Origin of the sequence: Nostoc sp. 'Peltigera membranacea cyanobiont' 210A (assembly GCF_002246015.1) — a bacterium.
Classification (GTDB): Bacteria; Cyanobacteriota; Cyanobacteriia; order Cyanobacteriales; family Nostocaceae; genus Nostoc.
Genome location: NZ_NOLJ01000006.1, coordinates 375,510 through 401,130, shown reverse-complemented (window position 1 = coordinate 401,130; position 25,621 = coordinate 375,510). Strand labels below are relative to the sequence as shown.

Here is a 25,621-nt window from a genome sequence, read left to right as displayed (position 1 = left end):
CAAAATACCTCAGCAATTTTACTTAGTAAGAATGGAGTGTAACCATACTAAATATTATGTGGCTAGAAAAGAGCGATCGCCAAATCTCCACAGTGCGATCGCTATCTTCTTTCTCTATGTTCTCTGCGCCTCTGTGGTTCTTTAAAAAGAGCGATCGCCTGCAAAATCTTCACCGTGCGATCGCCCCTTCTGTTCCTCTGTGTTCTCTGCGCCTGGAGTGGTTCGTTAAAAAAAGCGATCGCCAGCAAAATCTACACGGTGCGATCGCTCCTCTTCCTTTATATAAGGTAAAAAAGCGATCACCAAATCTCCTGCGATCGCTCTCTTCTTCCTTTGAGCCTTTGTGTGAGATAAAAAGCGATCGCCAGCAAAATCTACACGGTGCGATCGCCAATCAAAACATGATATAAATTTGACATGATAGACCACGATCGCCTATTCAAAGAACTGTTAACAACCTTCTTCTGGGAATTCATCGAGTTATTTTTTCCAGAGATAACAGCTTATCTGGAACGGGATACGATCTCCTTCATTGACAAAGAGGTATTTACCGATGTTACTGCTGGAGAAAAATATGAAACTGACTTAGTAGTAAAAGCGAGATTTAGAGGACAAGAATCGTTTTTCCTAGTACATCTAGAACATCAAGCTTATTATCAAGAAGCTTTTGATTTGCGGATGTATCGCTACTTCGCTAGATTGTATGAAAAATACGCCTTGCCAGTGTATCCTATCGCTTTGTTTTCTTACGATAGCCCCAAAAAAGCTGAAACAAATTTTCATCAGGTAGCATTTCCCAATAAAGTTGTTTTGCAGTTCAACTATGATGTCATCCAGTTAAATCGCCTGAATTGGCGAGAATATCTGCAACAGCAAAATCCCGTAGCTAGTGCGCTCATGGCTAAAATGAACATAGCACCAAAAGACAGACCCAGAGTAAAATCTGAGTGTCTGCGCCTGTTAGCTACCTTACAGCTAGATCCAGCGCGGACACAATTGATTTCTGGGTTTATTGACACCTACCTACGGCTAAATGCTCAAGAAGAAGAAATTTTCCAGACTGAAATTGCTCAATTTGAACCAACTCAACAGCAGGTAGTTATGCAAATCGTCACCAGTTGGATGGAAGAAGGGATACAACAAGGAGAGTTGAAAATAATCCAGCGTCAATTAACAAAGCGAATTGGTGTGATTACTCCTGAATTACAAGAGGAACTGCGTGGGTTATCCTTAACTCACTTAGAGGATTTAGCCGAAGCCTTACTAGATTTCTCCACTGAAGCTGATTTAGTGGCTTGGTTGCAACAGCATCAATAAAATATCGATTCCACTAAGCGATCGCCTGCAAAATCTTCAGCGTGCGTAGGCGAAGCCCGCCGAAGGCAGGCATCGCTCTCTTCTTCCTCTGTGTCCTCTGCGCCTCTGTGGTTCGTTAAAAAGAGCGATCGCTAAATCTCCACGGTGCGATCGCTTGGTTTATTTTCTAAATTTCTTGCCATTCTCTAGCATCAATAAAAATAGATAGATGTTTTTTATTGCTTGTGGCAATAATAACCTCATGCCCATAATTAGCAACTAAAATAGATTGAGATGCCAAAATTACATCACCATCTAAAGCTTTATTATCTGCTGTAGATTTTCCTTGATTTCTGACTTGGGCCCATAACTCTGCTACTTTCAACATCACTTCTGTTGTAATAGGAAGATAGATAATTTCTGACTTGAGTTGATTAAGTTTTATAATTCCTGATAATTTATTTGCTCTTAATAATTCCCGTCTAATTTCATAATCTATAATTTCTGGTAAAATTACTTCATATCCTCTCTCAAAGAGCGTATAAAACCATTCTTGACATTGCACAGCTAGAGGCGTTGCTTTTGGATTAGTAATTAATCCTACAGGTGCAGAATCTAAGATAATAACCTTACTCATCCTATTTTAAATAGAAATACCTTTCATGGATTCAATAATTTTTAAAGTTTGTTGTTCTTCTTGTTCATCTAACTCATTCCATGACTCAAATATTTTTTTTATGTTTGTTTTCCTTTCTTGTTGTTTGACGGCATCACTCTGATTAATTTCATTGAGAGCATTTTCCCAGTTATTTAATGATGTCTGTTTCATCGTCACACTTTGACGAAATAGACGTACAAATTGTAGTAATTCTGGTACATATTCTTCTGGAGTTTGTTGAATTTCTAATAATAGTTCAGCGCGGGGTGTAGTTGATGATTGTGCTGTGAGCGGTTGATTATTGTTCATAAATACCTTTCAAGTAGATAATTTAAAAACACGAGTAGATATTAATCAGTTTTAGCACTGGTAGTTATATTATATTTTAGCGTGAATAGCTATTTTAGTTTACTGAGAACGTCCCGACGCTGACATGGTATCGAACGGAGCAAGAATCAGTTCCTAATCGAGTGCGCCTATTGCGTGGGATAAAAAAGCGATCGCTAACTTTTTATTGACATAATTTCCAATAGCTGTGATTGCGGCTAGTGTTAATTGGCATTTTTGCTCATCTTTGGTAAGTGAGTGTTTTTCTTGAAGAACCAATTGCAGGGCTGATTCAGCTATCTTCAGGCGATCGCTTATGCTCAGGCTTGGGAGTGCTTGGAGAATTTCTTTAGTTTCCATATTAATTCATAGAGCAACTTATATTACTAATGTTAGTGAAATTATGATAAGCGATCGCCTGTAAAAATCTCCACAGCACAATCGCCTTTTTCCTCTTTCCTCTGTGTCCTGTGACGTAGCCTCTCGTAGAGAATACATCGCCTGTTTTTTCCTAACTAATTGTCCGTTTCATCGGAATTTGTATCCAGAACTCACAGCCATTACTAGGTTCAGAAACACATTTGATAGTACCGCAGTGCTTTTCTACAATAATTTGGTAACTAATAGATAACCCCAAACCAGTACCTTGTCCAGGTTGTTTAGTGGTAAAGAAAGGTTCAAAAATGTGCGATCGCACAATCTCTGGAATCCCACAACCATTGTCAGCAATCCAAATCAGAACAATATTCTCTTCTATAACTTCTGTACGTATCCAAATTTTAGGATTGTCAATTCTTTTTCCACTAATTGCTGAGTTTTCCAGTGCATCAATCGCGTTGTTGAGAATATTCATAAATACCTGATTCATCTGGGCTGCATAGCAAACTACTGGGGGCAATTCACCATATTGCTTTACTACCTCAATAGCAAAAGAATTAGTTTGTGGTTGCAGTCGATGTTGTAAGATTAGCAAAGTACTGTCAATACCTTCATGAAGGTCAACGGGCTTCATTCCTGATTCGTCAAGCCGAGAAAAACTTCGTAAAGACAAGACTAATTGAGATATCCGCTCTGCCCCCATCTTCATTGAAGCAAGAATTTTGGGCAAGTCATCATTAATGAAATCTAAATCTAATGCTGCTACTTGCTTTTTAATTTCCTCTGTTGTCTTAGGATACTGTTTCTGATAAAGGCGCAGTAATTTAAATAAATTTTCGGTATGTTCAGTAACATAAGTGATATTGCCATAAATGAAACTAATCGGGTTATTAATTTCATGGGCTACGCCAGCAACTAACTGCCCTAAGCCTGCCATTTTTTCACTTTGAATTAACTGGCTCTGAGTGTCCTGCAATTCTTTAAGAGTCTGGGTGATTTCTTCTTTTTGACGTTGAGTCTGTTCCAGTAATTCCGCTTGCTGAAGTCCTACCCCTAACTGAGTCCCAATCTGCATTAGCAAATCTACCTCATCTTCTTGCCAATCACGGGGTTTGGTATTTTGATAAGCTGCTAGCAATCCCCAAAGTTTCTCACCCTGAAAAATCGGCACAATCATATATGCCCTAGCCTCCATGAGTTCAATCAGGGCAATATAAGGAATAGAATCATCGGTGCTATTAATATCCTTAATGACCAGAGTTTTACCATTAGCAAAGTCTCCTACTTGGTTTTTTTGCAAGTAATCATTTGCGTAGGCGTAGCTCGCACTTCTCTGCGAGACGCTCCGCGAACGACTTGGCTCAGTGACCATCGTAGACATCGTAGGTACAATTTTCTTTACTGGTGTCCAACCTTGGGCTAAAGACTCAGCAACAAATTCGCCACTCCAATCAGCTCGGAATCGATAGATTGTCACTCGGTCAACTTCCAATAGCCGTCGGACTTCTTCTGTACTGGTCGCAAAAATGGTGTCAATATCAAGAGAGTGGCGGATTTTCTCTACCGTTGCAGCCAGCGCCTTCTCCCTTTCGGCTGCTTTCCGTTCTCGTTCGGCGGCTTTAGCCAGTTTTTGGGCTTGCACTTGCATCTGTTTCAAGGACTCAGCTTGCTGTAATGCTACCCCCAATTGAACGCCAACTTGTGCTAACAAGTTGATTTCTTCATCTTGCCAATAACGGGGCTGGGAGTTTTGATAAGCTACTAGCAATCCCCACAGCTTTTCGCCCTGAGAAATGGGTACAAAAACTTCATTACGTGCATACTTACCTGCTTGTTTTCCTTCCACAAGAACGCGTTCCGTCACTGGCTGCGGCTTAACCATTGGTGTCCAGCCATCAACGATGGAATCAGCCACAAATTCGCCACTCCAATCAGCATAGAAGCGATAAATTGCGACTCGTTCCACTTCTAATAACCGACGAACTTCTTGAGTAGTGGTTTTAAATATGGCTTCAATTTCAAGTGACTGACGAATTTTTTCTACTGTGTTCGCCAACGCCCTTTGCCTTTCAGCAGCTTTACTGATATCTGCTGCTTGAATCTGCATTTGTTGGATAAATTCTGCTTGCTGCAAAGCCACACCTAGTTGGGTGCCCACTTGGGTAAGCAAGTAAACCTCATCTTTTTGCCAATCACGGGTTCCAGCGTTTTGGTATGCTGCTAGCAAACCCCAGAGCTTTTGACCGTGGTAAATAGCAACGATCGCATAAGCTCTTGCTTGATATATCTCTAAAATTTTAATGTAGCAGTCACTAAAGCCTGAATTGTAAATATCATTACAAATTCGGTAGACTTCACACTGAGTAAAGCTCCCACCCTCTGTATCTTGTAAATAGGTATCAGCGACTGGGGGTTTAGCTAAATCTTTGGCGCTACATTCGCTAACGTTCTCTTTCAATTCCGGCCGTTGCGACTGTTGCTCTATGAGGGAAACCCAACCCTCTGCCACTGATTCAAACACGAATTCACCACTCCAATCGGGATTGAAGCGATAAATAGCCACGCGATCGGCATTTAGTAGCTGCCTAAGTTCTGCGGTGGTTGTGTGGAAAATGCTTTCCAAATCTAGAGACTGACGAATTTTCTCAATGGTGATAGCTATGATTTTCTGCCATTGGGCTGCTTTTTCTCTGGCTTTTGCTTGTGCTAGTTCTGCTGATTGTAGTTTGACTTGTTCCAGGAAATCTGCTTGCTGTAAAGCAACTCCTAGATGTTCGGCGATTAATTGCACAAACTCAATTTCTGATGCTTCCCATTGTCGAGGATTACCACACTGATGAATACACAACAATCCCCATAAATCTTTACCTTTGATCAAGGGGGCAGTTATATTGGCACGTACTTGGAATTTTTCCAGAATTTGGATGTAGCAATCACTAGCATTAACTTCATAAATATCAGTTATTGCTCTAATTCGACCTTGCTGATAAAGTCCTGCGAACTCCTCACTAAAGCAGTGGTCGCGTAGTTTGGCAGCTAATGCCGAATCCCATTCGGTTGCCACATCTTCATAGATAAATTCTCCTTCCCATGCCAAATCAGGATAAAAACGAAACACGCCAACCCGATCGCTTTTCAGAAGCTGGCGAACTTCAGTGACTGTAATTTTGAAGATAGTTTCTATGTCTAGAGACTCCCGAATACGGGCAATAACTCCAGATAAGGCTTTTTGTTGCTCATTCTGACGCAAGGAGCATGTTACATCTGAATGAGATTCTTGCCGTTCGGAATTTGGTTCTATGGGTTGAGTAGTAGAGGAGTTTTCCATTCCCAGTGGGACTTTAAATATTGAAAGTCTTCTATTTCATGATTCCCGTTGCGATCGCAAAGGTAACAATTATTTTCTGGGAATGTCATAAAAACAATGTAGGGACGCGATACAATCGCGTCCCTACAAAAAGATTTTCAATCACGAGAAAATTATCGCCGCTTGGGAGTGGCGCTGCGGGTGGTGCGTTTCTCTTCATCTCGACGACGGCGATCGCGCCAATCTGCCAGGGTCAAATAACCAATACCACCAGTGACTACTACAAGCAGCACTACAGCAAATAAAGCCAAAATACTCAAGAATGGACTTTCCACAATGCCTCTACAGTCCGTTACGTCCCCACACTACCATTGCAATTGACCAAGTGAACACAACTAACAACGATACCCAACCTAGTGTCAAAATCTCCATAGTCCCATTTTTCAAATAATTACAAAAGGTTTCTAATATTTATCATACAGGGATTGGGCAGGCTGAGATTTTTTTATCAATGACATTGTAAGTTTTGCGTGCAGCCAAAAACCAGATACTATCTTTTTTTGATACTTTAGTGCTGTACGTAATAATGAAAACTAATATAAATAAAGTAGCGATCGCGCTTTCTAATTTAATGCTTTGGGAATACTAGGGCTATGCGTATATATTTCCAATCCAGCAACCCTTAATATCATGCCGACATTTTTCAACTATCCTTTCCACTCCAACGGTTTTATTCCCCACGGACATTGTTATCTGTGGCAAACTGGATTAGTTTGGCTGCACATCATTTCTGATGCCACGATCGCTGTAGCCTATTATTCTATTCCCTTCTTGCTGATTTACTTTATTTCTAAGCGTAAAGACGTTCCTTTCAATGGAGTCTTTTTGTTATTTGGTGCTTTTATCATTGCCTGTGGGACTGGACACTTGATGGATATTTGGACGCTTTGGCATCCAAATTATTGGGTTGCAGGTAGTTTAAAAGCTCTAACTGCCATTATTTCGATATATACCGCATTTGCGTTATTTTATCTCATGCCTCAAGCTCTAACACTACCTAGTCCAACCCAGTTAGAAGTTATCAATCGAGCGCTTTCAACTGAAATTGTCGAGCGCAAGCGCATCGAAAAAGAATTACGCTTTGCAGAAGAAGTTGCTCAAAACTCCAGCCAAGCCAAGAGTGAATTTCTCGCCAATATGAGTCATGAACTACGCACACCTCTTAATGGTATTTTGGGCTATACACAAATTCTTCAACGCACAGAATCTTTGAGTGAGAAAGGACGCAAAGGAGTCGGCATCATTTATCAATGTGGTTCTCATCTTTTAACCCTAATTAATGATGTTCTGGATCTCTCCAAAATAGAAGCCCGGAAACTAGAATTGTATCCTGTTGATTTCTATTTACCTGCCTTTATAGATAGCGTGACTGAAATTTCCCGCATCCGAGCAGAACAAAAGGTCATTGCATTTCACGTCCAACTCGATTCTGATTTGCCAACGGGCATTCATACTGATGAAAAACGCTTGCGCCAAGTAATGATTAACTTGCTTAGTAATGCGATTAAATTTACTAATGAAGGTAGTGTCACCTTCAAAGTTAAGGTCATTAATCAACAATTAAATACTAATGGACAAACTAACTACAAAATTCGCTTTGAGGTAATAGATACTGGTGCGGGAATAATCCCTGAACAAGCTCAGAAAATCTTCCAGCCTTTTGAACAAGTGGGAAATCAAAAACGACAATCTGAAGGTACAGGCTTGGGATTAGCAATCAGCCAAAACATTGTTTTGTTGATGGGTGGTCAAATTCAAGTGCAAAGTGAATTTGGCAAAGGAAGTACTTTCTGGTTTGAGGCAGAATTCCCAGAATCTAAAGACTGGGCAAAGGTTTCTAGAGTGGTTGAGCAAGGAACTATTATTGGTTATCAAGGACAAAGCCGCACCATTTTGATTGCGGATGACAAATGGGAAAATCGATCGGTAATTGTAAATTTACTAGAGCCAGTTGGGTTTACTGTTGTAGAAGCTAGTCAGGGTCAAGAAGGATGGGAAAAGACTCTAGCCCACAAACCAGACTTGATTATCACTGACTTAGTGATGCCTATATTGAATGGATTTGAGTTGATCGAACGTTTGCGTCAGTCTGAGCAATTTAAAGAGATTGCTGTCATCGCTTCCTCAGCCAGTGTGTTTGCAGCCGACCAGTACAAGAGTATTGATGTAGGTGCAAATGCATTTCTACCAAAGCCTGTAGAAGCTGAAATGCTGCTGGAAATGCTACGACAGTTTTTGCAACTGGAATGGGTTTTTGACGTGAAGGTAGATGAAATCCAAAAAACCAATACTGATGCTTTGGATCGACCAAATGAGACGATTTATCCTGCGCAAGAGGTTTTACAAGATTTACTCGAACTAACGCAAGACGGTGATATTCAAAAAGTTTTGGAACTAGCCGAAGAACTTTCTAAATCTGATGAGCATTTAAGCATTTTTGTCCAGCAAATTGTCCAGCTTGCTAGTAATTTCCAACTCAAACGTTTGGAAACTTTTATTGTAAGTATTCAGGAGTCAGAACTCAGGAGTCAGAATAAATGAGACGACCTGTAAAAGCATTTCAAGACTAGTTACTAACTAGCTATGCTAATTCCATTCTGTTAGCGCAGCGGGGCGTAGCCGATTCTGAATTCTGGCTCCTGAATTCTTTTATTCAACAATATATCAATTAATTTGAGTTAAAATTCAATTGTTAATTCATCATGCTTAAGACCTCAGATACCGGATTTATTTTGATTGTGGATGATAATCCCACAAATTTATCTCTCCTGTGTGAAGCACTCAATAGTGAGGGTTTTCGTTTTCGGGTTGCAGTCGATGGAGAAAGTGCGATCGCTCAAGTCGAACGCAATCAACCAGAGTTGATTTTGCTGGATGTACAAATGCCCGGTATTGACGGATTTGAAACTTGTCGCCGCCTCAAAGCTAATCCTGTTACCCAAAACATTCCGATTATTTTTACTACTGCCTTAGCAGATACAGAGAGCAAAACGAAGGGATTTGCCCTTGGTGCAGTTGACTATATCCCGAAACCATTTGCCCAAGAAGAAGTGATTGCGAGAGTACGCGTACATTTACAACTCAAACAATTGACTGAATCTTTGGAACAACAAGTCAGCGATCGCACCAAGGCTTTGCAAAAAGCCCAAGTTCAACTAGTGCAGCAAGAGAAACTATCAACACTCGGAGAGCTAATAGCTGGTATTGGCCATGAAATCAATAACCCGATCAACTTTATTTCCAGCAATATTCCACCCTTGCAAGAACATATTACAGCAGTAACCGAGTTGCTTCTACTATATGAACAAGAGTATCCAAACCCAACAGCCAAAATTACTAATACTATTGAGAACTTGGATTTAAACTTTATTCTCGAAGATATGGGAAAAATCTTAAACTCACTCCGCATAGGAAGCGAACGAATTCAGAATCTTTCTAATTCACTCCGCACCTTCTCTCGCTCGGATAGTGATGCCAAAATATCTGCTGATTTGCACCAAGGAATAGATAGTACACTAATGATTTTGCAACATCGCCTCAAGGCTAATGGCGATCGTCCCGGTATTGAAGTTATTAAAAGTTATGGAATATTACCAGAGGTAAATTGCTATCTAGGGCAAATGAATCAAGTATTTATGAACATTCTTGCAAATGCAATTGATGCCCTTGATGAAGCTATAATGGAAGGCAAAATGAGCAATCTAATTCCTCAGATTAAAATTGCCACAGAAATAGATTCTGAACAATCGGTTATAATTCGGATTGCTGACAATGGGATTGGTATTCCTGAACGGCTTAAAAAACGCTTGTTTGAGCCGTTATTTACTACAAAAACTGTTGGAAAAGGTACTGGACTTGGCTTGTCGATTGCATATCAAATAGTTGTAGAGAAACACAAAGGTGTATTAGAAGTGAATTCTCAACCTGGTATGGGAACCGAGTTTATGATCAAAATTCCTACATGAGAACAACATTTGATTAATTACAAAACAGCTCTAGCATTTATCATATTGGAGACTGGGAAAAAGTTTTCCCAATACTTCTCTACGTTCGCGCAGCGTGTCGCAGACAGAGGCTGCGCCAACGGCAACACGGTAGTTGAATCTCGACTTCGCTCGATTTCCGCGCAGTCGAAACTCAGTACAAGTACCCAATCCCTAATTTATATATAGAGTGAACTCAACTTTAGATCCTCAATTAATGGCAGAACGCATAGAATCCTTCAAGGCTGGAATAGTTGGGGGATTATCTGTGTGTTTGGCTTTTGCGATCGCCAATCTTTTAAATACTTTAGTACTGGCAAAGTATTTTCAGATACTTGCAAGTCTGCACAGTGATATTAACTGGCACTTGTGGGGGAGTCTTGCAGTTGCAACTTTTATTGGTTTCCTATTTGGTGTCACCTACCGTTATATCATCCGCTCCGATCGAAATCCTCAACTCAAAACTGGTGGCGTGTTAGCCTTTGGCTTGGTGCGCGGATTAACTCAGATAGAACTTGGGTGGAATTCTAATAGCATAATTTGGCCTTTTTTAGTGTTGGCGGCAGAAAGCTTGTTATGGTTTATGCTGGCTGCGATCGCTCTTGATATCGCTATCCAATTCCGTTGGGTTAAACCTTTTTCATCAATCTAAATTCCCTTTGCCTAAGTTGCAAAGTTGTGGTCTTACAGCTAGCTGTAGTTCAAATAAATCAAAAAGGCTGTAAGCATTACGCTTTTGTAGTATGATAAATACAACAAGCTTACAGAATTAGTTGTGCAATTATTTAAACTTATGTATAAATAATTACTAAGCTTAATTATTATTCTATTACATAATATGAATACTAAAATATCTGACTATTATCTGATAGTCGATTTGGAAGCTACGTGCTGTAACAATAAAACTATTCCCCGTCACCAAATGGAAATAATTGAAATCGGTGCAGTGATGCTCAATCGAGCAACGTGGGAAATTGATTCCGAGTTTCAGCAATTCATTCAACCTGTGAGACATCCGCAACTAACAGGTTTTTGCACTGAATTGACTAGTATTCGGCAGCAAGATGTTGACGAAGCACCCAAATTTTTCGAGGCAATTTCTCGCTTCAAAGAATGGATTAGTTTATTTCCCAACTATATTTTTTGTTCTTGGGGTAATTACGACAAAAAGCAATTTATTCAAGATTGTGCGTTTCACAATTTTCCTTATCCTTTTACTTCAGAACATATAAATATCAAAGAGGAATTTTCAGAATATCTTGGCGTATCTAAAAAATTTGGCATGGCGCAGGCTCTCAATGAGTTGAGGATAGAATTAAAAGGCACACACCATCGTGGCATTGATGATGCCCGCAATATTGCAGCTATCTACAGACAGATTAAAAGCCAAAAAATCAGCTGAATAAATAATATAAAAATTGTAGTAGCGTAGCCTAGTTAAAATAGTGGTTAAAATCTAGCTATTATGCTGTAAACAAGATGTTCATACAGGCAAATCAGACTTCCATAACATAATAAAATTAGGAGTTGTATGAATAATTATTATTCTTAGTCCAAGATATTTATTATTTACAAGGTTTGAATTATAGGTTTAAAAAATAAATTTTTAGCTATATCTATTTTTGTTTGAATTAACTGACAACTAAGGTAATATATATAATATTTGGCTTAATGTAACTGCAAAATAACAGTTTACGATCGGGTTATAAGCCAATAATATTGATTTTGAGGCTACAATTTATGATCGGATTTTGGCGAAAAAAAATAGTTTTTTTCTTCACAACAATTGTGTTGACAATTCTGCTAATTTCTCACGAACCAGTACCAATAGCTGAGGCACAAACTTCTACACCAACACCTACTAGACCGTTTGCCACTGTAGCTTATCCTAATAGGTCATTAAGTGCTTCTCCCGCACAACTAGCACCATTGCCTTATGCTTATGGGGCACTAGGAAAAGCGATTGATGCTGAAACGATGAAATTGCATCATGATGCACATCATGCTAGCTACGTCAAGAACTTAAATGATGCATTGAAGCAGTATCCAGATTTGCAAAAAAGAAGTGTTGAAGGTTTACTAGTGAATTTGAACAGCGTACCTGAAAATATTCGGACAAAGGTACGTAATAACGCTGGTGGTCATCTCAACCACACGATTTTTTGGCAACTGATGAGTCCTCAAGGTGGTGGACAACCATCGGGAGCGATCGCTCAAGAAATTAACCAAACTTTTGGCAGTTTTGATGCCTTTAAAAAACAGTTTAACGCAGCAGGTGCAGCTCGTTTTGGTAGCGGTTGGGTTTGGTTAGTACGCAATCCTCAAAAGCAACTCCAGATTGTCACCACAGCAAATCAGGATAACCCAATTATGGAAGGTTCATATCCAATTATGGGTAACGATCTATGGGAACACGCCTATTACCTGAAATATCGCAACCGTCGGGCTGAGTATTTGGATAATTGGTGGAATGTGGTGAATTGGCCGCAGATTAACAGGCGATACCTTTCCTTCTCTACGGGACGCTCCCCGAACTAAACGCTACGCAAAGGGCTGGTAAAGTATCCTATTGTCATCAGGTTTTACAGTTTTTTATTTGTCGCTGTGCCAAATTAATGTTATCAAGGGTGTGAAGCTTGAATTGTCTAGCGTTAAGCTTAGAACCAGCAGAGAGAACTTGCAAGCTGTATCAACACAAATTGTTGCAAGCGTTACACGGCTAGGGTAGCACAGCTAACTGTGCTACCCTACGTGGTTAATTATTTCTTTCTAAGCCTGATGCTCGTAAGACATCGCTGGAAACTAGCGCTCTAACTTTTCCCTAAATCCCCTTATGTAAAATAATTACGAATGACGGATTTTGAAAGTTCGGTGTTTATTACGGACTATCCATAGTAGAACAATTAGCAATACAAGCGCTTTGATCGTTGATGGCTCCACTACCTTCTTCACTTCCTTGGGGGTTTGAGGAGTAACATTACACGGAACCTCAATAATCTGTGTGTGATTAGAACCATTACCACTAGGAGTCAGATCGCATTCACCTTTATTGGTGAGAGACAAAGGTGCATTTTCTGGAGGAACAGGTACAGGTGGTTGAGGAGATAAAGAAACAGGTGGTTGAGATGAAGAAACAGGTGTTTGAGCTGAAGAACTATCGCCACTCAGTAGTAGAAGCAGAATTAAACCAAGACCCCCAACGCCGATTATTGGCCAAAGTGGAAAGGAATTAGAACTGTCTGGTACCAGGACATCTCCCGTAGAGCCAGGGAAAGCATCAAAAGCTATGGTTTCTCCATCCAAAGCTAGTGGATTGTCACTCAGCAAAGTATCTCCTGCGATATCTTCTCCTAAGAGCTGATTAAATTCCGCTGGAATCGCATTGTTGGGGCGTCCAAGTTCCCCACCATCTTCGGAGTAGGGAAAGGATAGTACTTCAAAAATCTTCTGTTGGAGTTGGTTCTGATCTCCAGAACTCAACGCATCCAAGCCTGTAGAGATTTTATTTAAATAGAAATTTGTCATCTCTGGCGACAGACCTAGAGACTGAATCTGCTCTTGAATGTTAGAAATTTTTGAGGCCTCTTCAAACAGCAGTCGTCCGTATGACAATTTCAGGTCTAGTAATCCATTACGAAGGCTAACAGAGTCATTGACTCCTGAGTATGGTGCCCAGTAGAACTGCTTGGTTACAAGTCCGAGTCCTTCTACTGGATTGCGACCAAAAGGTTGTCCTAGAAGGTATTGAGATCCATCCATGATTGTGGGGGATGCATTTCTCCAAAATGAGGCGTAAGGCACCGCAGAGAGATTGGGATTATTGCCGTAGAAGCTAGCGAAATTCTGGAAGTTTTTCTCCCCACCGGCTGCTCGGATCAGAAGGTTTTGATAACTAGTCCCATTGTTTAAGTCCACTAATTGTTGGATTACCGATCCAGTCTTATTGCAAGTCAGACCAAATCCCACATCACATCCAGGAATGACTCGCATCCGGCTCAAATTCTGGTTCTTAATTTGGTACTGGAGATACTCAGACTCTAGTCCTTGTTGGATGCCATAGCGTCCAACATTTAGCTGTGCAAAAGCAGACTGACACGTAGTGAGTACTACTGCAACAGATGAAAATGCGATCGCTGCAAAGCGAACCACCTTCGGCATCGCAATTCTTTGAACAATTGATTTAGACAAGATGCACCTCCACTAGACGATAGCAATTTAATTGGGGATTGGGCACAAGAGGCAGAGGGGAAAGACTTACTGCTACTTCTCCCCTGCTCGTCTGCTCCCCTGCTCCCCTATTTCCCTACTTCCCCAATTCAACTCTTAGGTAAATAGATGTTGATCGTGATTCCCGTACCTTTAAGGTTTCCTGATGAGAGTGTGTGATACAAGACCATAGCCCGGTTTGGTTGGTCAAAAAGATACCCACGACGTGTAGGTTTGATCTTCCCTTCCTTGACTAAGGAAACGAAGGCTTGTAGATATCTACGTATACCTTGACGGTTCTCTTTAGTAGTATTCGTATGATGCTCAATCAGCATCATAAAGAAGTCCAAGCTACGATTTTCCTGACCTTGAATTAGACTGCCTTCATCTAGGAAAGAACTTGCTATGAGCCTGCTATTAACTTGTTTGACCTTAAATAAAGTAAAGTAACGTCCTTCTTTTTTAGGATCGTTCGCATAACAGACCCAGGAACCCTCTTTATTTTGTGTAAAACCCTGTTCAGCAAGGTAAGAAAGCAAAGAATTACTTGCCTTAATTTGTGGTGGAGGTAATAAATCTTCAATGGGATCTAAAGAGCAAATCCTCTGTGTTGTTTTCCGTGGATAAACAGCAGGAGTTTGCTGGGTATTGACGCGAAAGGGTTGTGTTGTTTTCCGTGGATAAACAGTAGGAGTCTGTTGGGTATTGACGCGAAAGGGCTTGTCATCAGACATTGCCATGCTAGACATTGCAGCCAACGCAGATACTTGGAGAGCGATCGCTCCAAACAAACGAACTATGATATTCATGTTTTCCTGTTACTCTTACTGACTTTGTAAATAATCGAATTTTTACTAGATCGAGATTATCTAGCAGTCCTAAATTATTTATTAAATTTAAGTGTTTGCCTGATTTGATCGAGTAGCTTAAGTTTTCACTAATCAAATAGGACTTTTATATATAGGTAACAAGCCCAAAGAGAATCAATAGACCTCTTGCGAAAGTCCCTAACATCCGACCCCCAACCCCTCCCCGTTCTTCGGGAGGGGAGACAAAGCGTAGCTTTGGCGGGGTGGGGTTCTTTCTTATTTTTGATTTATGCAAGAGGTCTAATATCTAAATAAAACACACAATGCTAATGTCTTCTTGACAAGACAAATTAGGCTTTTTGATATTTTTACATATACAAAAAACTATTGACATTGTGTCAAAACTTTTCTATTTACTCTTGTCTAATTTTTTGCCATCTTAAGAGGGTTTTATGCCTTTCTTGCTGGCTATGATGATTCCTAAAAAAGAGCTTTAGTTAGCTCTTTAGTACCTTATATAAGCAGAGGTTAAAAAGCTCTGTGCTTTGCACGTTAGGGCTTTTGTGAATTTCCTGGGTAGGTTGAATAATTTTTTGTTTTTTGGAGGTAGCGCACCTAACTAGCTCTTTCAGCATGGTTACAAATTGATGTATAAATAATATCTCCCTGACAGTAAGATAATATTACCATGAGCTTGAGACATGCAACAGTATTGTGGACAGTTGTCAAAGTTGTACACTGGAAATCGTAACTACCTCTTGATTAAATTCCATAGCAAATAGGTGAGAGGCAAGCTTAATCTATTTACACATTACTAGTATTTAAGAACTTAATACTATTGTTAGTAAATCACTACTACGCATATTAAATATAACTTTAGTTTAGATAAAACACGTATAAGTAATAGATTGCGATCGCTAACCCAAGTTTTTAATTATCCTGCCAGACGATATCTATGATGGGCTACGCCTATGCTCCAAACAAAGTTAAGTTAGATTACAAGTATAAAATTTGCGATTTAGCACGCTGTTGCTGTTGTTACCACAGACCTTATAAGCCTGTAAGGCAGAGATTTACCACTTCTCTAATACCAATTCCAAAAATGTTTGCAACAGATAGGGCATCCAAAATAAAATCATAGCCTCAACATTATTCAGGTTGATAATGTTGAGGCTATCAGTATGACAAGCGGCAAATTATGTCAATAATTGTTGATAAACAGAACTTACGCATTGACAGTTCGGACAAAAAGTGCGTAAGTTCTAAATTAGTTAATTCAATTTAATTTATTACAAAGCACTGCGGCTAGTTAACGCGTTCCACAAGAAGACTGCAACAATTGCGCCCAGAACTGCTAGTGCAATACCGGGAATACTCAAAGAGGGAGCCGCTAGAGCAAAACTTCCTGTACTGAAGAATACACCCAAACTACCACCAATAAAAGCACCAACGATTCCTAATAAAATTGTTGCTAAAATTCCGCCGCCTTGATGACCGGGGTAGATAGCCTTTGCGATCGCACCAGCAATTAGACCTAAAACAATCCAAGCAAGAATATTCATTGTTTTTATTTGATAAACGTTTTTTAGTGACAAATACACAATAGCAATCCAAATATTGACATTCAATCTACCAACAGAAGCAATTACTAATAGCCTTGAGGATGAAGGCTATTACTTCTCATGATGAACTCCCTTTATTGAGATGGATAATAAAAAAAAGCTCCTAGTAAGTCTAAAACCAGGAGCTAATAAATTCATTGCTTGATAATTGCAGTATATGCATTTTTAATGATTGTTCTCATCTACTTGAAGAATTGACCTCAGGTTTCAAAGCAGATACTCTTGTAGGTTCGCACTTAAGTTTACTCAACTTGTAGAATTCTGGTGCTGTAAGAGGTTGGTGCTTAGGGATTGGCGTAGCATTTGTAGTAAGCTAATCAGCATTAAAATTGCATAGTTAGGGCGGGCAAGATGCTCACCCCACAAGACATTGAGAAAATTTTAATATGCAAATTAAATGTGTTTTAGCTTAAAGGGCAATTGCCTGTACTTGCATTAGTGTTAAACAATAAAACCAACTGCTTTGCCAATTTATCGTTCTTGCATTTCTTGTTGACGCATGGGCATAGCGTCAATTTGCTCAAAAATTGCTGTCGCTTGCACTGGTGTAGTTTCTTGGCGCTTAACACCACCATCTTTGCCAATCAAAATGACGCGAAAATTTTCTTTATCAACCCCAAAGCGATTTCGCAAATTGGCAGCAGAAGACTCATCTATTAACTGTCCGTTGGCATAGCTTTTATCTGTTGCTAAGACTTTAACCAGAACTAAATCCCGATCTTTAAAATCGTTTTGGCGCTGGTTAAATACCCGCATCTGTTGCTGATAGTTATGGTTATCAACAGACGGTGCAAAGATTAGTAGCACCCGGTTTTGCCATTTTTGAGAATTGAGGTTAAATGAAGACATTTTGATAGTATGGGTTGAACCTTGGACAGTATCGGCAATGCTGACGGGCGATAGGACTATAGATGCGGCGATCGTCAGGGCGATTAATACTGAGTTATTCACTTTGGAGGTTGTTAGGCTCATAATGACAATGACATGAACGAGGTTTGATGAAATGTCAGAAGCTTGGACAGACTCTTCTCAACTGCAACAATGGCATCAAGGTATTGAAATGGCTAACCGCAATAACATTTTCTGTCATTGTCGTAGTTGTAGCTATGAATGGGTGGACTCTGTGATTGATGCAGTCTGTAGTCAATGCGGCAGCAAAGATATTGAACATATCTCGTGCTGGCAGTTTCCAGATGATTGAATGAGTATCCAAATATGTAGCCGATAAAATAGCGATGTCTACGACGGGCTGCGCCTACGCTACTTTTGACATTTCCTCAGAGAATTTTGGGTGATTACTTTGTTAAGCTGCGGTAATGTCTGCTTGTGCATCTAAAGCGGAATTTGAAAAAATACTCCAGCTTTTCAGATTAGATCAACGGTTAACAGTACTCATGTCAGGATAGCGATCGCCAGCTGCCACATTTTTTGGTGCAACTGTTTCCAGTCGATTCAAATCTTGTTCAGTCAGGATAATTTCGGTAGCTGCAACATTCTCCTCCAAGTAAGTACGGCGTTTTGTACCAGGAATTGGGACAATATCTTCTCCTTGAGCGAATAGCCATGCTAAAGCAAGCTGACTAGAAGTTACTCCTTTTTCGCTCGCGATCGCTTTGACTTGCTCTACTAATTGCAGGTTTTTATAAAAATTCTCACCTTGAAAGCGAGGAGAATTTCTTCGATAGTCATCCGGTGCGAGATCGTCAGGGCTAGCGATCGCACCTGATAAAAATCCTCTTCCTAATGGGCTATAGGGAACAAACCCAATTCCTAATTCCCGCACGGTAGGTAAAATTTCATCCTCTGGCTCTCGACTCCAAAGAGAGTATTCTGTTTGTAGTGCAGTAATCGGGTGAACTGCTACAGCCCGTCGAATTGTCGCGGGGGCAGCTTCCGAAAGCCCCAAATAACGCACTTTCCCCAGTTTGACTAACTCTGCCATTGCCCCGACAGTATCTTCAATGGGGACAGTTGGATCTACGCGATGTTGATAATAGAGGTCAATCACTTCCACTCCCAGACGTTTTAGCGAGGCATCGCAAGCTTGATGGACATATTCTGGTCTACCATCAACCCCTTTAAAACCACCATCTTCAGTACGGACATTGCCAAATTTAGTTGCTAAAACTACTCGATCTCGGCGATCTTTAATTGCTCTGCCTACTAGTTGCTCGTTGGTAAACGGCCCATACATATCAGCAGTATCAAGAAAATTCACTCCAAGTTCTAATGCTCGATGAATTGTCGCGATCGCCTCAATTTCATCACGACCACTATAGAACTCAGACATTCCCATGCAACCAAGTCCGATAGTTGAAACTTCTAACCCAAGTTTCCCTAGCTTTCTGGTTCTCATAAAATAATTTCTTACTCAGTAATTGGTCTTAGAATATGACACCTTTCAGCATTATCCCTTTCCCTTCCACCAAGTCATCTATTATTAGAAGTATTTACTGATATAAGTAAGTTGATTTGCGGGCGCTTCACATTCATTTTACCAGCCGTGTTAAGACAGCTTTCTAGCTTACGCACTTTATACTATGTGTTTTCTAGTCAATTACTAGCCAGTTGTAGAGAAGCGATGACCAAACACTGTAAATTGGCTGCTGAGTTATTTTACAGCGTTGGGTCAACAACTGGCGATTTGTGGTTGTTCTGTTCTGTATCTCATTTAAACTGCAAAATCCAGAGTTGTAATGCCAAATTGCCAGAACCTTTGAATATGGTATCGTCACTTCAACTTGTTCTTAGAGGAAAAATGGAAAGAGTTGATGGCAGCTTGGTCAAATACCTCCACCAATTTAAGAGACAACTTTTAGCAAAAGTTCGTTAAGCACGCACAATAATGGTCGGTTGTTACATACACCAGTCTGATTGTTATTCGTCAGAATGTAGTGGTGCAATGTATTGCACTCTTACAAAAGCTAAATTCAGAGGTAAACTATGTTTCCTTTTTGGGGTAATCCATGTTATGGAAGCGAACCCATTTCGCACAAAGCTAGCTTAGAGCGGAAATTAAAATTCTTAATTTGGATGCGAGATGATTTAGAGTCCAAACTGGCTGGTATTAATGCTTCTATTGATACCATTCGTCAGCAAATAGAACGTTCAGACTCATCTATTTAGAACTTAGCTGATATAGCAATTCATCTCATCACCTACCCAATAATCAGGTGATGAGATGAATTGCAAGTGAATTGACGACTATTAACCAGTCAACTTTATGACACCTTGGCTAACTAAAGATTCAAGCTGAGAATGATGCTGTGTTTGCTCTCGTAGCAACTTGAGTTGCTCGTAACTGAGAATGTGTAATCCTGGCCGGACAACATAACCTTCAATGGTAATGCTTTGTGGCTGCTTGCTGTCGGTGCGGTTGTAGCTAATTGAAGGCATATTTACAAAGGGTAATTTAACTGATTAGTAGAGAGTTTGATTCTTCACTCTCTTACAGCTTCACACAAGTTTCTCTTAAAGGGTGACTAAGGGTTGAGTTTGTCCCTCAATATTGAAAGAACCTATGGCAGTTTTCGCCGAAGATATATAAAAAACTTTAGTTAATTAATCAGTCCGTTATAACTAATAATTGATTGCTGACTCGATTAGAAGGGGTTTCCTTTTTCTTTTCTTTGTCGTTGTAATGCTTCTTCGTACCACTCTAATTCATCTAAAAATTGACCGACTCTTTTGGTCAAAGCAGTTTCCTGTGAAATACCCGCTTCATCCAGAGAGTTTCCAATTTTAGAAATAGCAAAAATGCTTGAAATAGTAGGCATTCCCATCTCTGACAGAAAAGCGCGTAACTGAATGGCTGCCCGTACTCCTCCAAAGCTACCAGCTGAGTAGCAAACAATACCAGCAGGACGGAAAAAATATTCTTCTAGATAGTGATCCATCAGATTACTCAATCCTGGTTGAATGGAATGGTTGTACTCTCCTGCAACAACCACAAAACCGTCTGCTGTTCGGATATGTTCTGCCAGTTCTTCCATCTTTGCAGGAGCCTGACCTTTGCCATATTCTTTATACATCCGGTCTAAGATACCAAAGTCATACTCCTTTGCATCCGCAAAAATCACCTCATGGTTTCTTTGCTTAAGCTGGTTAATCATGAATCTAGCAGCTTTGATGCCCTGGCGATCGCTTCTGTAGGAACCATAGAAGACTATTGTTTTGAATTTCACGATCGATGATTTTTAACAACTAAATAGTTTTAAGTCTAGGGATACCACCAGCAACCAATCATACACCACAGATTCGCACCCACCCCAATCTTTTCCAGGCTTGGGTAGCACCAGTTTTCACAACCTTTTGCAATTTTTGGAGAATGTCTTATGTGGTGGTGTCAGTGACTGGTGTATACCTGGATTTCTCACAAGTGAGAAATCCAAGGGGTGTGGGAGGTGTGGGAGGTGTGGGAGGATGAGGAAGAAGTCTTACTCCCCCACACTCCCCACACTCCCCACACTCCCCACACTCCTCTTCCCCTGAAGCCTACACTATGCGTGAGAAATCCGGGTATACACATCTATATTATTATCGGTGACTGACACCAAATCAGCGAACAGTAAAAAGTTTACACTCAACACAAAGTCTCAAGCTCTGACTCTCCTTAATAAAAAGCAGGAGGCAGAGGGAATATTTTTTATTAATAGTTATTTTTGCCAATCTACATTGTTTATCAACTAACCCAGCATTTTTATCACCCCCATAACACTGTATAAATCATTCTTGGGAGTGAAAGATGGATGATTCTAACTATGGTATGAAGCTAAAAGCAGTTAACAAAGCATTGCAAGGTTTAGGCTCATGATATTCATGCCTCATAATTTTCTACTTGTATGGCTGTTTCAACTGCTGTCTGTTGGGGTACTTGGCGGGGGGATCTACATTCTCTATGAGTGGTATGAACGAGAACTTGTAGGAACGCCCTACTTAGTAGCTGGACTAGTGATGTTTCTGTGGTCTTTTGGCGGTCGTTTTATCAGTTTGCCACTACTGCGCCGTCCTGGAGCCGAGGAACCCAAGTTTATGCGTAGCAAAACCGTGCAGCGCTTGCCACGTCCCGATGGGAGCGTGTTGCAAGTAGAGTTTTTTGGTCCTGAAGATGGTCAACCAATTATTTTGTCACACGGTTGGGGGCCAAACAGTACTATATGGTATTATGCCAAACGACAACTAAGCGATCGCTTCCGAGTAATTGTTTGGGATTTACCAGGGTTAGGAAAATCCACTAAACCGAAAAACAACGATCACTCTATAGAAAAATATGCCCGTGACTTGGAAGCTGTTGTTGCGATCGCAGGGGATAAACCTGTTATCTTGGTAGGACACAGCATGGGTGGCATGATTAACCTGACATTCTGTCGCCTGTTTCCAGAGCAATTAGGCAGTCGGGTGGCTGGCTTAATTCTTGTGGATACTACTTATACCAATCCGGTAAAAACTTGTATCTTTAGCAATTTGGTACGTAAATTGCAGAAACCCCTACTCGAACCTATATTGTACCTAACTATCGTGCTGTGGCCGGTTTTTTGGTTGATGACTTGGCTCTCGTATTTGAATGGTTCGCTATTTATCACCGTCGAACTATCTGGATTTACGGGTACTGAAACACGCGGTCAACTAAGTTTTGCAGGTCTATTATCAGCATTGGGTTCGCCTGGTGTTCTGGCTCGTGGCACACTGGGAATGTTGAAGTTCGACGAAACAGACACACTTGCAACTATTAACGTTCCTGTATTGGTAATGTGTGGGGCTTCAGATATAGCGACAAAACCTGTGGCGAGCGATCGCATGAAAGCAGAATTACCTTACTCTGAAAGAGTCACCCTAAAACCAGGTGGACACATGGCATTGATGGAACAAAACCAGCAGTTTGCCGATGCAGTCAGCAGATTTTGCGCTGGCTGCTCATAGCTAGCTGCCTGAATCCCACATTTAGCATCCATCAAAAAATATTGCTCCAGGGTTGACGTTTCGGTGTTTCGCGCAGTCTGTAGCAATTTCCGCTTTCCCTGCAAGAACTTCCGCTTTGACGTTTCGGTGTTTCGCGCAGTCTGTAGCAACTTCCGCCTTCCCTGCAAGAACTTCCGCTTTGACGTTTCGGTGTTTCGCGCAGTCTGTAGCAACTTCCGCTTTGACGTTTCGGTGTTTCGCGCAGTCTGTAGCAACTTCCGCCTTCCCTGCAAGAACTTCCGCTTTGACGTTTCAATGTTTCGCGCAGTCTGTAGCAACCTCCGCCTTCCCTGCAAGAACTTCCACTTTTTTTGTAGCAACTTCTGCTTTGACCCCAGTTTTGCACTTTATTTAATTCGCATTCCTTAGTACCTTTTGATTAGATCCAAAGTAGAGTTCGCTCAATTCTTCCAAAAAAACATCGGTCTGCAATTTGGGATTATGGAAGTAGGGATGGATAGGAAAGAGTTCAGCGCGAGGGCGAGTTTCCGGTGAAGACAGAATTTGCTCAAGCAAAGACAATTGCCCACTTCCTAATACAGGTTGATTTCTATTAGAGATTTTGCCTGAAGACGGCAGCATAAGAGCTTAGTGAGCTTATTAAAAACTCCCAAGGCTGAAAAATGCAGACAGTGAGACTGTAGATAAATACCATCAACAAGTAAGTCAAAGGGCTTTTATTAATTCCCTTTTGCTTAAACTCAGCCAATTCGCGTATTTTCCTAATGTATAAGTTAATCGCTACTGCGGTTGGCGCACATATACCGAATGACATAAATAGTAATCTGATGTTTTTCCTTAAATGATTTATCAAACTACCTGGTCGTAATCTATTAGACTTACGGAGAATAGTTTGACGAATAGCTCAAAACAAAACATTGTCACAAATCTTACAAATCTGTTACTGTATGTCAGTATATATATCGCTAAAAACTAGAGGGATAAAAACATGAGTATAGATATTGAAACAGTTCAAGAAGCAATTTGCATTCCCAATTTCAAAAGAACAGATTTACTTGAAATTGCCTTGACTCATCCTTCACGAATTTATGAAAATTATAACAACCGACAGCAGCAAGATAAACAAGAGCGTGATTATAGAAGATTAGCAATTCTAGGAGATGCTATTTTGGGTACTACTATAATTGACTATCTATATCAAAAATATCCAGATTTTAATCAACAGAAAATTACTGATGTAAAAAGTCAGCTGGTAAGTAGAAAAACCTGCTACAAGTTTGCCAAAAAGTTGAATTTGAAGGATTTATGCGTATTGGGAGGAAGTGAACGTTTACAAGAAGAAAATAAACAAATAGAGCTTTTAGCCGAAATGTTTGAAGCTTTATTTGGAGCCATATATCTACACTATGATCGCAAATTTTCCCTAGCTAGTGATTGGCTAATCAAACATTTCATAAAGGATGCTGTTGACGAGTTCCTCAAATCCAATCAAATTTTAGAAGAATTGCCAGTAGACTATTCAGAAACTATTAGTTCAATGAATGTCGATGAATCATCTAAACTTCTATGGCAAATGAAGGAAGAGGCTGATGCTTTAGTAGCGCAAGATGATCAATTACAGACTCTTTTATCTTGGATACATAAGAAATCATCTTTAGTTGATACTAGCTACAAACATACACAAGTTAGAGCTTTTTATCTAGCTCTCATCCGTATATTTGGTCTTGGCTTTGTTCGTAATTGTGACCCGACTGTAAATAGTAATAGCAAAGTTCGGAATTTTTTTGACAGCTTCAATCGTGTAAATGCTCTTGGACTTGAACTTTCTTTTAAATTTAACTCTAAGTTTGATCCGGCTAATGTCCTTGCATCAATCTTGATAGTGGATATTGAGCCTGAACTCAAGCAAGCTTTGCAACAATTAAAAATCGAATTACCTAATCCAAAAACAGAACAAGTAAGATTTGAGGAATGGCGACAAGAATATGGTCAAAACTGGCTTGATAGAATAAAACAGTTAATTGGTTATGATTTAGTATTGAGCGAACATCAAAAGGAATTATTAAAGGAATATTATGAAAAAAATTTATTAATCATACATTGTCTTAATGAGAGTAAATTAGCTCCTGAAGTAAAACAAGACATCGAAGAAACTTTATTCTTACCTACTCAGAGTGACAACATTTAAAAAAGAATGTTTAATAAGTTTAATACAAAACCGTCATTAATCAAGTATTTGATTGGTATTAGTTGCAATTGTCAAGATAAATCTGACTCGCTAGGATGGCATTGTAAAATTACAGCATTTGAGTATGACCAAGCAAGACACTCCACTTACGGGAGACGCACTGATTAAAGAAGTCTGTCGGCGGATTCGAGTAGCCCGCAGCTATTGGGATGCTCACAACAATGCAGCTTGTCGGGGCGAACGCGATCGCGCTTTAGCCCTTTACAACACCCTGACTAAAGAACAAAAAGACCAGATTCCGCAAGTGTTGCGGGTGTGGTTGCGTTACAGGAGTGAGAAATATTTTGGCGCACACCGAACGCCGCCAAAGTCAGCACGAAAATCAAAATATATCTAATTTATAGTTACCCACCTGAAGACCAGCGTATAGGCAACAGTGCGCTCACGCTAAAAACCACAGCTAACCCACCCATACCAAACATTCCCCAAGGTACTAAGCCTTCCAGCGGATTCACCACACGCGCAGTACTTATGGGTTGTTTAGGATTGTAACGTATCACCACCATGTGGCCGTTGCTGGAGCGGTAGGACTCATAATTGCCTGTAAAGCGAGTGCGTTTACCGTTGGCTAAAAACTCGATAACTGGCGCATAGGTTTCTTTTTGCTCATTGTTGTTCGTACTGCTGCGATCGCGACGACTGATGCTGTCTACCACCGTACCACGTGTTTCGTTTAGCGTTGCACCTTCGTGAGCGATTATGTTACATACCCAAAAACCGCCCCCAATGAACAGCAATCCAATGGCCAGTCCAATACTTGCGCTTAGTTTGTCGTCAAAAGTATTTTGGTGAGGTTGGAAATTCATGG

At 40.3% G+C, this 25,621-nt stretch carries 29 protein-coding genes; 14 read left to right on the top strand and 15 right to left on the bottom strand.

The window, feature by feature from the left end; genetic code table 11:
• Positions 1-56: 56 nt before the first annotated feature.
• On the top strand, positions 57-410 hold the full coding sequence (locus tag CDG76_RS20965; protein WP_143854132.1) for a hypothetical protein: 354 nt from the start codon (positions 57-59) through the stop codon (positions 408-410).
• Between the two features lie 7 nt (positions 411-417).
• Complete coding sequence (locus CDG76_RS20960) at positions 418-1,317, top strand: DUF4351 domain-containing protein (protein WP_094350869.1); 900 nt, start codon at positions 418-420, stop codon at positions 1,315-1,317.
• 166 nt (positions 1,318-1,483) lie between these two features.
• Here the strand turns inward: CDG76_RS20960 and CDG76_RS20955 are convergent, their stop codons facing one another.
• The 6 genes from CDG76_RS20955 to petN all read right to left on the bottom strand — a co-directional run bounded on the left by CDG76_RS20955 (position 1,484) and on the right by petN (position 6,398).
• Complete coding sequence (locus tag CDG76_RS20955) at positions 1,484-1,933, bottom strand: type II toxin-antitoxin system VapC family toxin (RefSeq protein WP_094350868.1); 450 nt, start codon at positions 1,931-1,933, stop codon at positions 1,484-1,486.
• 6 nt (positions 1,934-1,939) lie between these two features.
• On the bottom strand, positions 1,940-2,263 hold the full coding sequence (locus CDG76_RS20950; RefSeq protein ID WP_094350867.1) for a hypothetical protein: 324 nt from the start codon (positions 2,261-2,263) through the stop codon (positions 1,940-1,942).
• Between the two features lie 153 nt (positions 2,264-2,416).
• Positions 2,417-2,641, bottom strand: coding sequence for a hypothetical protein (locus CDG76_RS20945; RefSeq protein ID WP_094350866.1), 225 nt, complete (start codon positions 2,639-2,641; stop codon positions 2,417-2,419).
• Positions 2,642-2,792: 151 nt separating this feature from the next.
• Positions 2,793-5,987 carry a GAF domain-containing sensor histidine kinase gene (locus tag CDG76_RS20940; RefSeq protein ID WP_094350865.1) on the bottom strand — a complete coding sequence of 1,065 codons (3,195 nt, stop codon included), beginning with the start codon at positions 5,985-5,987 and terminating at the stop codon, positions 2,793-2,795.
• A 152-nt stretch (positions 5,988-6,139) separates the two neighbouring features.
• Positions 6,140-6,301 carry a hypothetical protein gene (locus CDG76_RS37480; protein WP_094350864.1) on the bottom strand — a complete coding sequence of 54 codons (162 nt, stop codon included), beginning with the start codon at positions 6,299-6,301 and terminating at the stop codon, positions 6,140-6,142.
• A gap of 7 nt (positions 6,302-6,308) precedes the next feature.
• Positions 6,309-6,398, bottom strand: a complete 90-nt coding sequence (gene petN, locus CDG76_RS20930) for a cytochrome b6-f complex subunit PetN (protein ID WP_012408302.1) — start codon at positions 6,396-6,398, stop codon at positions 6,309-6,311.
• 258 nt (positions 6,399-6,656) lie between these two features.
• Between petN and CDG76_RS20925 the strand changes: the two genes are divergently transcribed.
• The 5 genes from CDG76_RS20925 (at position 6,657) to CDG76_RS20905 (ending at position 12,547) form a co-directional block, all read left to right on the top strand.
• Complete coding sequence (locus tag CDG76_RS20925; RefSeq protein ID WP_094350863.1) at positions 6,657-8,567, top strand: ATP-binding protein; 1,911 nt, start codon at positions 6,657-6,659, stop codon at positions 8,565-8,567.
• Positions 8,568-8,728: 161 nt separating this feature from the next.
• Complete coding sequence (locus tag CDG76_RS20920) at positions 8,729-9,991, top strand: sensor histidine kinase (RefSeq protein WP_094350862.1); 1,263 nt, start codon at positions 8,729-8,731, stop codon at positions 9,989-9,991.
• Positions 9,992-10,226: 235 nt separating this feature from the next.
• Positions 10,227-10,661, top strand: coding sequence for a hypothetical protein (locus tag CDG76_RS20915; protein WP_094351070.1), 435 nt, complete (start codon positions 10,227-10,229; stop codon positions 10,659-10,661).
• A 186-nt stretch (positions 10,662-10,847) separates the two neighbouring features.
• Positions 10,848-11,411 (top strand): 3'-5' exonuclease, encoded by a 564-nt coding sequence (locus CDG76_RS20910; protein WP_094350861.1) that lies wholly within the window; start codon positions 10,848-10,850, stop codon positions 11,409-11,411.
• Between the two features lie 338 nt (positions 11,412-11,749).
• Positions 11,750-12,547 (top strand): superoxide dismutase, encoded by a 798-nt coding sequence (locus CDG76_RS20905; RefSeq protein ID WP_094350860.1) that lies wholly within the window; start codon positions 11,750-11,752, stop codon positions 12,545-12,547.
• A gap of 306 nt (positions 12,548-12,853) precedes the next feature.
• Here the strand turns inward: CDG76_RS20905 and CDG76_RS20900 are convergent, their stop codons facing one another.
• From CDG76_RS20900 to CDG76_RS20885, 4 genes are all read right to left on the bottom strand, one after another.
• Positions 12,854-14,197: a hypothetical protein gene (locus tag CDG76_RS20900; protein WP_223265314.1), complete on the bottom strand. Its 1,344-nt coding sequence runs from the start codon at positions 14,195-14,197 to the stop codon at positions 12,854-12,856.
• A 128-nt stretch (positions 14,198-14,325) separates the two neighbouring features.
• A complete protein-coding gene (locus CDG76_RS20895; RefSeq protein ID WP_094350858.1) occupies positions 14,326-15,024 on the bottom strand; it encodes a hypothetical protein in 699 nt (232 codons plus the stop codon).
• A gap of 1,289 nt (positions 15,025-16,313) precedes the next feature.
• Positions 16,314-16,586: a GlsB/YeaQ/YmgE family stress response membrane protein gene (locus CDG76_RS20890; RefSeq protein WP_094350857.1), complete on the bottom strand. Its 273-nt coding sequence runs from the start codon at positions 16,584-16,586 to the stop codon at positions 16,314-16,316.
• Between the two features lie 531 nt (positions 16,587-17,117).
• Entirely contained in the window at positions 17,118-17,618 is a 501-nt protein-coding gene (locus CDG76_RS20885) for a DUF4174 domain-containing protein (RefSeq protein WP_094350856.1), read from the bottom strand.
• Between the two features lie 31 nt (positions 17,619-17,649).
• Here CDG76_RS20885 and CDG76_RS20880 point away from each other — a divergent pair, with 31 nt between their 5' ends.
• Entirely contained in the window at positions 17,650-17,847 is a 198-nt protein-coding gene (locus CDG76_RS20880; protein ID WP_094350855.1) for a hypothetical protein, read from the top strand.
• A gap of 174 nt (positions 17,848-18,021) precedes the next feature.
• On the opposite strand, the gene CDG76_RS20875 is transcribed toward CDG76_RS20880, so the two are convergent.
• The gene (locus CDG76_RS20875) at positions 18,022-19,002 is read right to left on the bottom strand and encodes an aldo/keto reductase (protein WP_094350854.1); all 981 of its coding nucleotides are present in this window, start codon (positions 19,000-19,002) and stop codon (positions 18,022-18,024) included.
• A gap of 225 nt (positions 19,003-19,227) precedes the next feature.
• On the opposite strand from CDG76_RS20875, the gene CDG76_RS20870 reads away from it, so the two are divergent.
• A complete protein-coding gene (locus CDG76_RS20870; protein ID WP_094350853.1) occupies positions 19,228-19,479 on the top strand; it encodes a hypothetical protein in 252 nt (83 codons plus the stop codon).
• A 110-nt stretch (positions 19,480-19,589) separates the two neighbouring features.
• The gene (locus tag CDG76_RS20865; RefSeq protein ID WP_094350852.1) at positions 19,590-19,772 is read left to right on the top strand and encodes a hypothetical protein; all 183 of its coding nucleotides are present in this window, start codon (positions 19,590-19,592) and stop codon (positions 19,770-19,772) included.
• An 81-nt stretch (positions 19,773-19,853) separates the two neighbouring features.
• Here the strand turns inward: CDG76_RS20865 and CDG76_RS20860 are convergent, their stop codons facing one another.
• Positions 19,854-20,042 (bottom strand): hypothetical protein, encoded by a 189-nt coding sequence (locus CDG76_RS20860; protein WP_094350851.1) that lies wholly within the window; start codon positions 20,040-20,042, stop codon positions 19,854-19,856.
• A 206-nt stretch (positions 20,043-20,248) separates the two neighbouring features.
• Entirely contained in the window at positions 20,249-20,830 is a 582-nt protein-coding gene (locus tag CDG76_RS20855; RefSeq protein WP_094350850.1) for an NADPH-dependent FMN reductase, read from the bottom strand.
• Between the two features lie 219 nt (positions 20,831-21,049).
• On the opposite strand from CDG76_RS20855, the gene CDG76_RS37475 reads away from it, so the two are divergent.
• Positions 21,050-21,196 (top strand): hypothetical protein, encoded by a 147-nt coding sequence (locus tag CDG76_RS37475; protein ID WP_190240916.1) that lies wholly within the window; start codon positions 21,050-21,052, stop codon positions 21,194-21,196.
• Positions 21,197-21,464: 268 nt separating this feature from the next.
• Positions 21,465-22,565, top strand: a complete 1,101-nt coding sequence (locus CDG76_RS20850; RefSeq protein ID WP_223265313.1) for an alpha/beta fold hydrolase — start codon at positions 21,465-21,467, stop codon at positions 22,563-22,565.
• Positions 22,566-22,955: 390 nt separating this feature from the next.
• On the opposite strand, the gene CDG76_RS20840 is transcribed toward CDG76_RS20850, so the two are convergent.
• Positions 22,956-23,186 (bottom strand): hypothetical protein, encoded by a 231-nt coding sequence (locus tag CDG76_RS20840; protein ID WP_094350848.1) that lies wholly within the window; start codon positions 23,184-23,186, stop codon positions 22,956-22,958.
• Positions 23,187-23,553: 367 nt separating this feature from the next.
• Here CDG76_RS20840 and CDG76_RS20835 point away from each other — a divergent pair, with 367 nt between their 5' ends.
• Both CDG76_RS20835 and CDG76_RS20830 read left to right on the top strand, forming a co-directional pair.
• Entirely contained in the window at positions 23,554-24,753 is a 1,200-nt protein-coding gene (locus CDG76_RS20835; RefSeq protein WP_094350847.1) for an NACHT C-terminal helical domain 2-containing protein, read from the top strand.
• A gap of 124 nt (positions 24,754-24,877) precedes the next feature.
• Entirely contained in the window at positions 24,878-25,150 is a 273-nt protein-coding gene (locus tag CDG76_RS20830) for a Precorrin-3B methylase (RefSeq protein WP_094350846.1), read from the top strand.
• 7 nt (positions 25,151-25,157) lie between these two features.
• On the opposite strand, the gene CDG76_RS20825 is transcribed toward CDG76_RS20830, so the two are convergent.
• Entirely contained in the window at positions 25,158-25,619 is a 462-nt protein-coding gene (locus CDG76_RS20825; RefSeq protein ID WP_094350845.1) for a DUF3592 domain-containing protein, read from the bottom strand.
• Between the last annotated feature and the right edge of the window lie 2 nt (positions 25,620-25,621).